Below are 7269 nucleotides of genomic sequence, written 5' to 3'. Positions count from 1 at the left end.
ATGGGGCATGAAACGCATGCACCATGCATCGGTGCCGATACCGGGCGCGATACCCCATGAAGGGTCGATTGGCTGTGGCATGACGGTCTCTCCGCCGAGGGTGTTGATGATCCACTCCACGTTTTCCTCGTTTTCATGGCGGTTGAAGGTGCAGGTGCTGTAGATCAGATAGCCTCCGGGTCGGATGGCGGGCCACAGATCGGCTATGATCTCTCTCTGGAGCGAGGCGCACTGCGCGGTCAGGGCCAGAGTCCACTGGCGGCGCGCTTCGGCGTCCTTGCGCATCATTCCCTCGCCGGAGCAGGGAACGTCGGCGGCCACGATGTCGAATGAGGCCGGATAGCTTCCGAACTGTCCGACGGAGCCTTGTGTGACTGTGGCCGGAACGCCCCATTTGGCGAGGTTCTCGCAGAGGATTACGTGGCGTTTGCGGTCAAATTCGTTGGCGACGGCCACCGATCCGGGTGGCAGAGCCGACAGGGCGGCGGTGGTCTTGCCGCCGGGAGCCGCGCAGGCGTCGAGATAGCTGACGGGGCGTCCGTCGGCCAGACCTGCTACAACGCGGGCTATGATCATCGAGGATGCGTCCTGCACGTAGTAGCGTCCCTGATGGAGATGCGGATCGGCAGTGAAAAGCGGGCGCTCCGGAAGGTAGAAGCCTTCGGCGCACCAGGGCACCGGCCGTGTGGCGTCCCATTTTCCGTCGGGAACACCTTTGGCCGGATTGACGCGTACAGCCACCGACGGCTCACCGTCGAGCGCGGCCGCGAGGCCTTGCGTCAGCGGTGAGCCGTATGACTCTATCTCCCGGACGAATCCGGAGGGAATTTCGGGGAAACCTTGGCGGTCCATCAGATCGACAGGCGGCGCAGGGTGTCGAGGAGCGCCCGGTTGATGGGCTTGTCGTTCTTGATGGCCTTGGTGAACGGCACGTAGCAGATGTTGTCGTTCGAGATGCCTATCATGACGTTGCGCTGATCCTCAAGCAGTGCGTCGATGGCAGCCGCTCCCATGCGCGAAGCCAGTATGCGGTCGTGGGCTGTGGGCGATCCGCCGCGCTGCAGGTGGCCGAGTATGGACACACGCACGTCGTAGCCCGGATATTCGTTCTTGACGCGTTCGGCCATGCCCATGGCGCCTCCGGTGACGGGGCTTTCGGCCACGAGCACGATCGAGGAGTTTTTCGATTTGCGGAATCCGTTCTGTATCAGTTCGGCCAGCTGGTCGACCTCGGTGGAGATCTCCGGTATGATGGCCGCTTCCGCTCCCGATGCGATGGCTCCGTTGAGAGCCAGAAATCCGGCGTCGCGGCCCATGACCTCGATGAAGAAAAGTCGCTCGTGGGAGGTGGCAGTGTCGCGGATCTTGTCGACGCACTCCATGATGGTGTTGAGCGCGGTGTCATATCCGATGGTCGTGTCGGTGCCGTAGAGGTCGTTGTCGATGGTGCCGGGCAGGCCTATGCAGGGCAGATTGAACTCGTTGGCAAAAATGCGTGCTCCGGTGAGCGATCCGTCGCCTCCGATCACCACCAGGGCGTCGATGCCGTGGCGTTTGATATTGTCATAGGCCAGCTGACGGCCTTCGGGTGTGGTGAATTCCGGGCAGCGTGCTGTCTTGAGGATTGTGCCGCCGAGCTGTATGATGTTGCTGACGTTCTGGGTCTTGAAATCCTGTATCTCGTCGGAGATCAGACCCTTGTAGCCGCGATAGATGCCCTTTACCTTAAATCCGGCGAAGATGGCCGCGCGTGTGACGGCGCGGATGGCTGCGTTCATTCCGGGAGCGTCGCCTCCCGAAGTGAGGATGCCTACGCATTTGATTTCTGACATAATCTATGTGGTTTTTTGGTTTTGATTAAGCCGCAAATATACGTAAAATCCGTCTTACAAATCTTAAAAATAGACTAAATAAATGCTAACGGAGCCGGCAGCCGCGTCAGCTTGCATGTTCACAATGGGAAAAGATCTGATGGTTGGAGCATGGGTGATGAAAAAGAGACTCCCCGGAGCAGCCTGCGAGGCTGCTCCGGGGAGTCCGGTATCTGTTGGGTCACCTCGCAGGGAGGTGTCCGGGTCAGTTGAGGATCACTCCGGCGTTGTCAGTGGGGTTCTGAGTGAGTGTGCCGGGATATGCGTTGATCGCATTCTGGGGGATGTAGTAGACTACGCGGTACTCAGTGGCCGGTATCTCCTGCGACTGTGTGTGCGCGCCGGGATAGTGGCGGGTGAGTGTGCCTCCGTTGCGGAACACGTCGTAGCTCCTCTCGGCCTGATATGCAAGCTCGAGTGTGCGCTCCTTGTCGATGAGTTCGGCAGCGTTGGTGGCGTCAAGCGTCGGATACTCGCCGCCGATGATGGCGCGGCCGCGGACGAGATTGAGGTCCTGGAGAGCCTGGCCGTATTGTCCGAGTTTTGCATTGGCTTCAGCGCGGTTGAGGTAGATTTCGCTCAGACGGCTGATGACGGGCGAATGGAGGTGTGATTCCTCGCCTTCGCGTGAGCACTTGGTGATGTAGAACTGCGGATACACGCGGTTGAGCGAGATGTAGTAGTCGATGAATCCGTCGACAGTCTGTTTGCCGCCCTTCTCGGTAGTGTAGGTGATCGAGTAGATGTCCTGTGCGGCATCGACTGCTGTGAGCGGATAGGTGTTGTCGATCACCGTGTTGCCGTTGTCGTCGGTCTTGGTGTCGTAGGCATCGACAGGCACTCCGTTGGCGTCGCGGTGTATGCGGAGCTGCACGTAGTCCTGAACGTCGGGTGTGGTCCACACGATGAAGCGGATCACCTCGTAGGGCACGTTTTGCTCACCTGTCACCGGATCTTTGGCCAGAGTGGTCTCGTAAGTAGGTTCGATGTAGGCCGCGCGTGCGTCGCTGAGATAGTAGGATTCCTCGCGCCAGTCGTTGCGGCCCGTTTCGTTGAGCAGATCGATGTACTTGGCCGATGCATACATTTCGCCCCAGCCCATGCCGCCGATGTTGGCATACATGCCGCCGATGCCGTAGTAGTGGTCAAATCCGGAGAATTCGGTTTCTACGCGCTTTACCACGAATATAGCCTCAGGGTTGTTTTCAGGCACGATGGTGGGATATTTCATCAGATCGTCGCGGCTGACGAGCGAGTAGTCGCCGGAGTTGATCACCTTGTCGGCATACTCTACTGCGAGGCGTGCATACTCGTTGTTGGGGTTTTCGTAGGTTCCGCTCATGTAGAGATACACACGCGAAAGCATGGCCTGTGCGGCGCCTTTCGAGGCGTAGGCCGGACCCTTGTCGACGGTAATCAGTTCCTCGGCCTTTCTGAGGTCGGAGATCACCTGCTCGTAGGTCTGTGCTACGGTGGCGCGGTCGTCGAGATGCAGGTCGCCGATCACGTCCTCCGGGGTGCCGTTGACGATGGGCACACCGAGGTTTTTCTCGGGAGCCTGATAGTAGGGACGGCCGTAGGCGCGCACGAAATAGAAGTAGAGCATTCCGCGCACGTAGTAGCACTCTCCGAGGGCGTTGTCGACCTCGGCGGATTTTCCTTCCTCAAACATGTTGATGATGTTGGAAGCCTGTGCTATGCCCTTGTAGCCGTAGTCCCAGAAGTTCTGCAGGCGGTAGTTGTTGGGGGTGCGGGCGAAGGAGATGAACTCGAAGAAGGCGTCGGTGGAGTTGCCTCGGATCATCATGTTGTCGCCGGCATATTCGCCGCAGCGGTGCATGGGGTCGGACCATGTCTTGAGCTGGGCATAGACGCCGTTCATGAGTGCGTCGAGCGATGCTTCCGGATTGCCGGTCACCTGCTCTGCCGACATGGAGCCGTTTGGAAGACGCTCCACATCGCATGATGCCGTGATCATCGCGGCTGCCGCTACGGCAGCGGTCAATATCTTTTTCATTTCTGTAATTGCTTAGAGGTTAAAGGGTGATGTTGATTCCGAGCGAGAAGCGGCGGACCGACGGATATACCGATGCGCCGGTGGTTCCCATCACTACTCCGTCCGATGCGGGGAGTTCGGGGTCGACACCCGAGTACTTGGTGACGGTGAAGAGGTTTTCGCCGCTGAGCGAGACGCGCAGGTTGGAGATGCCATAGCGGCGGAGCTGGTTGAAGTTGTAGCCGACGGTGAGCGAGCGGAGCTTGAGGAAGTCGCTGTCCTCAAGGAATCGCGACGATGCGAGGTTGCCTTTGTCGGTGTTGTTGTATTTCGCTACGGGGTGTGTGGCGATGTCGCCGGGTTTTTCCCAGCGGCTCCATCCGCTCTGAAGCTTCATCTGGTTGCGGTCGACGTAGGCACCGTCGGAGTCGTATTCAATACGCGAGTAGTTGAAGATCTTGCCGCCGACGCTGTAGCCGAAGTTGGCGTTGAGGTCGAGGTCTTTCCAGCGGAGGCTTGTGGAGAATCCGCCGTAGAAGTCGGGCGACACGCTTCCTACCTTGTAGTAGTCGGCCTTGGCATAGTTGTCTGTGATGACCTTGTTGCCGTCCTCGTCGTCCATATACCACTGGGGTGCTCCGTTGTCGGGGTTGACGCCGGCCCATTCCTTGAGCCAGTATGTGTCGACAGGTTCGCCGACCTCAAGCAGACGGTTGGCCGATCCGGCTATGCCTGATCCGTCACCGATGATCACGGGCTTGACCACCATTGTGCCGTCGGCTTCTTTCTGCTTGTAGAGGTCGCGGAGCTCGTTTTTGTTGGTGGTGAGATTGGCCTCGAGGCTCCATGTCCAGTCGCGTGTGGCGATGATCTCTCCGCCGATAGTCAGCTCGATGCCTCGGTTGCGCATCTTGCCGATGTTGCGGTAGATCGATGTGACGCCCACGAGGCCGGTGACGGGCACTGCGTAGATAACGTTGTCGGTGTTCTTGTTGTACCAGTCGAAGTTGACGCGCAGACGGTCGTTGAAGAAGTTGGCGTCGAGGCCGACTCCGCCGGTGAAGGTGCGTTCCCATGTGAGATCCTTGTTGCCGATCTGCGAGATGAGTGCTCCGGGGACGCCGTTGTAGTTGACGCCAACGGAGTAGAGGTCATACTGCGGATAGAGCGACGAGGGACGGTTGCCGACGCTGCCGTAGGATGCGCGCAGCTTCAGGAAACTTACCCAGGGAGCGTTGAACCAGCTCTCGCGGTTGATGATCCATCCGCCGCTGACGCTGTAGAGGTTGCCCCAGCGCTGTCCGAGGTTGGAGGCGCCGTCGCGACGGAAGCCTGCCTCGAGGAGGTAGCGGTTGTCGTACATGTAGTTCCACTTTGTGAAGTAGGACTGCACTGCGTATTCAGTGACACCGCCGCCCACGGCTTCGGGCTTGGCGGTGACGTCGAGCACTTCTATGCCGGGCACGAAGCCGACGCCGGTGGCGCTCATGTAGGTGTATTTGTAGTCCTTATACTCGTAGGCGAGCAGGCCGTCGAGGCGGTGCTTGGTGCCGAACATCTTGTTGAAGAGAAGCTTCTGTGTGGTCGATTTGCGGACTACGTCGGAGCTCCACTCGTAGATGCGTCCGTCGACGCCTTCGCCGCCCACCGAACGCGGGTCGGTGTAGCTGTGAGTCTTGTACTGGTTGAAGCGGTAGGAGTTGACGCTCTGCCATTTGAGCCAGGGGGTGAACTGCACGTCGAAGTCGAAGTTGCCGTTGAACTCATAGTTGACCGATGTGCCCTTATTGCCTGCCTCAAGGTCGTTGAGGTAGTTGTTCTGCTGGGAGTTGACCCATCCGCTGTAGCGGTTGGGCACGAGGTTGCCCTCTTCGTCGTAGGGGGAGTCCCAGGGGAGCATCGAGTACATGGCGCTTACCGAATACTGACGGTCCTCGATGTCGCGGCGCGATCCGTAGAGAGTGGGCCGGATTGTGAGGAACTTGTAGGGCTTGTACTCGGTGGTGGCGCGGAAGGAGTATTTCTGGAACTTGTATCCTTTCACTGCTCCGTCCTCGTCGTAGTAGCCGAGCGAGAAGTAGGAGTTGAGTTTATCGTTGCCGCCGGATATGCTCACGTGGTAGTCCTGCGAGAATCCGGTGTGTGTGGCGAGATCCCACCAGCTGAAGTTGTCGTTGCGCAGCTCGGGTGTCCAGCGTGTGAACTTGATTGCGTCTGCGTTCTGGAACGATGCGAAGTAGTCGTAGAGCCCGGCTCCGTCCATTACTTCAAACCGGCCGTTGTTGAGGTTGGCGATGCCGAGCTTCACCGAAGCGCTGGCTTTCATTTCGCCCGACTTACCCTTCTTGGTGGTCACGACCACTACGCCGTTGGCTCCGTCAGATCCGTAGATAGCGGTCGAGGCGGCGTCCTTGAGGATGGTCATGCTCTCCACGTCGTCGGGATTGAGGTCGCCGGCACCTGTGCCGACGATCACTCCGTCCACTACCCATATCGGGGCGGTGGCGCCGCTCAGCGAGGCCTGTCCGCGGATCACTACAGCTGCTCCGGCGCCGGGCTGTCCGCTACCGGGGGCTACATATACGCCCGAAACCTTGCCGTTGAGCATGTTGGCGAGGTTGGGGGTGGTCACGTCCTTGAGTTTTGTGTCCTTGATGCTTGTGAGGGCGCCTGTGAGGCTCTCTTTGGTCTGCACGGTGTAGCCGAGCACCACTACTTCGTCGAGTGTGTTGGCCGCTTCCGACAGTTTGATGTCAAGGTGCTGACCGTTCCATACGACGGTCTTGTCGTTATAGCCGATGTAGCTTACGATGATTGATGAGCCGGCCTTTACGCCCTTGAGGCTGAACTTGCCGTCGATGTCGGTGGAGGCGGCTTTTGTGGCGTCGCCGACCACTTTGACGGTGGCGCCGACGAGCGGTTCGCCGGTGTCGTCTGTTACAGTGCCTTCGCAGGCCGCGGTCTGCTGCTGGGCGGCTACAGGTGCATAACTGCCCCCCCCCTCAGTGGCTTGCGCCGAAGGGATGCCTGCCGAAGCAAGGAATGCTGTGGCCATTAAGGCCGGAAAGAACCTTTTTTTCATGGAAAAAGCGGTTTTTTTGTTAATGATTGGTTTTTGAGATATTACAATTTTTCAGGATCCCGATTGTGTCAATCATGGTTGCCCTGTACATTTGTTAAGGCAAAGATATATAATAAATGTGAAATAATACCAACATAGTAGAAAAAATCATTCGGAAAATCATTCAGAAAATTTAGTCGTGTGCATAGTCGGCTGTCATATAGCCTTGTCCGGACTGCACACTGCTGCCGATGCCGGCGGTGTGGCTACATGGATAACAGCATTCGGCCAAACAACCGAATGAAAATCGGCCAAACAACCGAACGAAAACCGGCCAAACA

Annotated in this window: 4 protein-coding genes; all 4 read right to left on the bottom strand. The window is 58.2% G+C overall.

What is annotated here, in order from left to right:
• On the bottom strand, positions 1–852 hold an 852-nt coding region (locus C5O24_RS00995; RefSeq protein WP_133165420.1), incomplete at its 3' end, for an RsmB/NOP family class I SAM-dependent RNA methyltransferase.
• Complete coding sequence (gene pfkA / locus C5O24_RS00990; protein ID WP_107036239.1) at positions 852–1832, bottom strand: 6-phosphofructokinase; 981 nt, start codon at positions 1830–1832, stop codon at positions 852–854. The genes pfkA and C5O24_RS00995, both read right to left, overlap by 1 nt.
• 244 nt (positions 1833–2076) lie before the next feature.
• Positions 2077–3888, bottom strand: coding sequence for a RagB/SusD family nutrient uptake outer membrane protein (locus C5O24_RS00985; RefSeq protein ID WP_107036238.1), 1812 nt, complete (start codon positions 3886–3888; stop codon positions 2077–2079).
• A gap of 19 nt (positions 3889–3907) precedes the next feature.
• On the bottom strand, positions 3908–6949 hold the full coding sequence (locus C5O24_RS00980; protein WP_107036237.1) for a SusC/RagA family TonB-linked outer membrane protein: 3042 nt from the start codon (positions 6947–6949) through the stop codon (positions 3908–3910).
• Positions 6950–7269: the final 320 nt, after the last annotated feature.

This window comes from Paramuribaculum intestinale, assembly GCF_003024925.1.
Classification (GTDB): Bacteria; Bacteroidota; Bacteroidia; order Bacteroidales; family Muribaculaceae; genus Paramuribaculum; species Paramuribaculum intestinale.
This window is presented reverse-complemented; position numbering and strand designations above follow the sequence as displayed.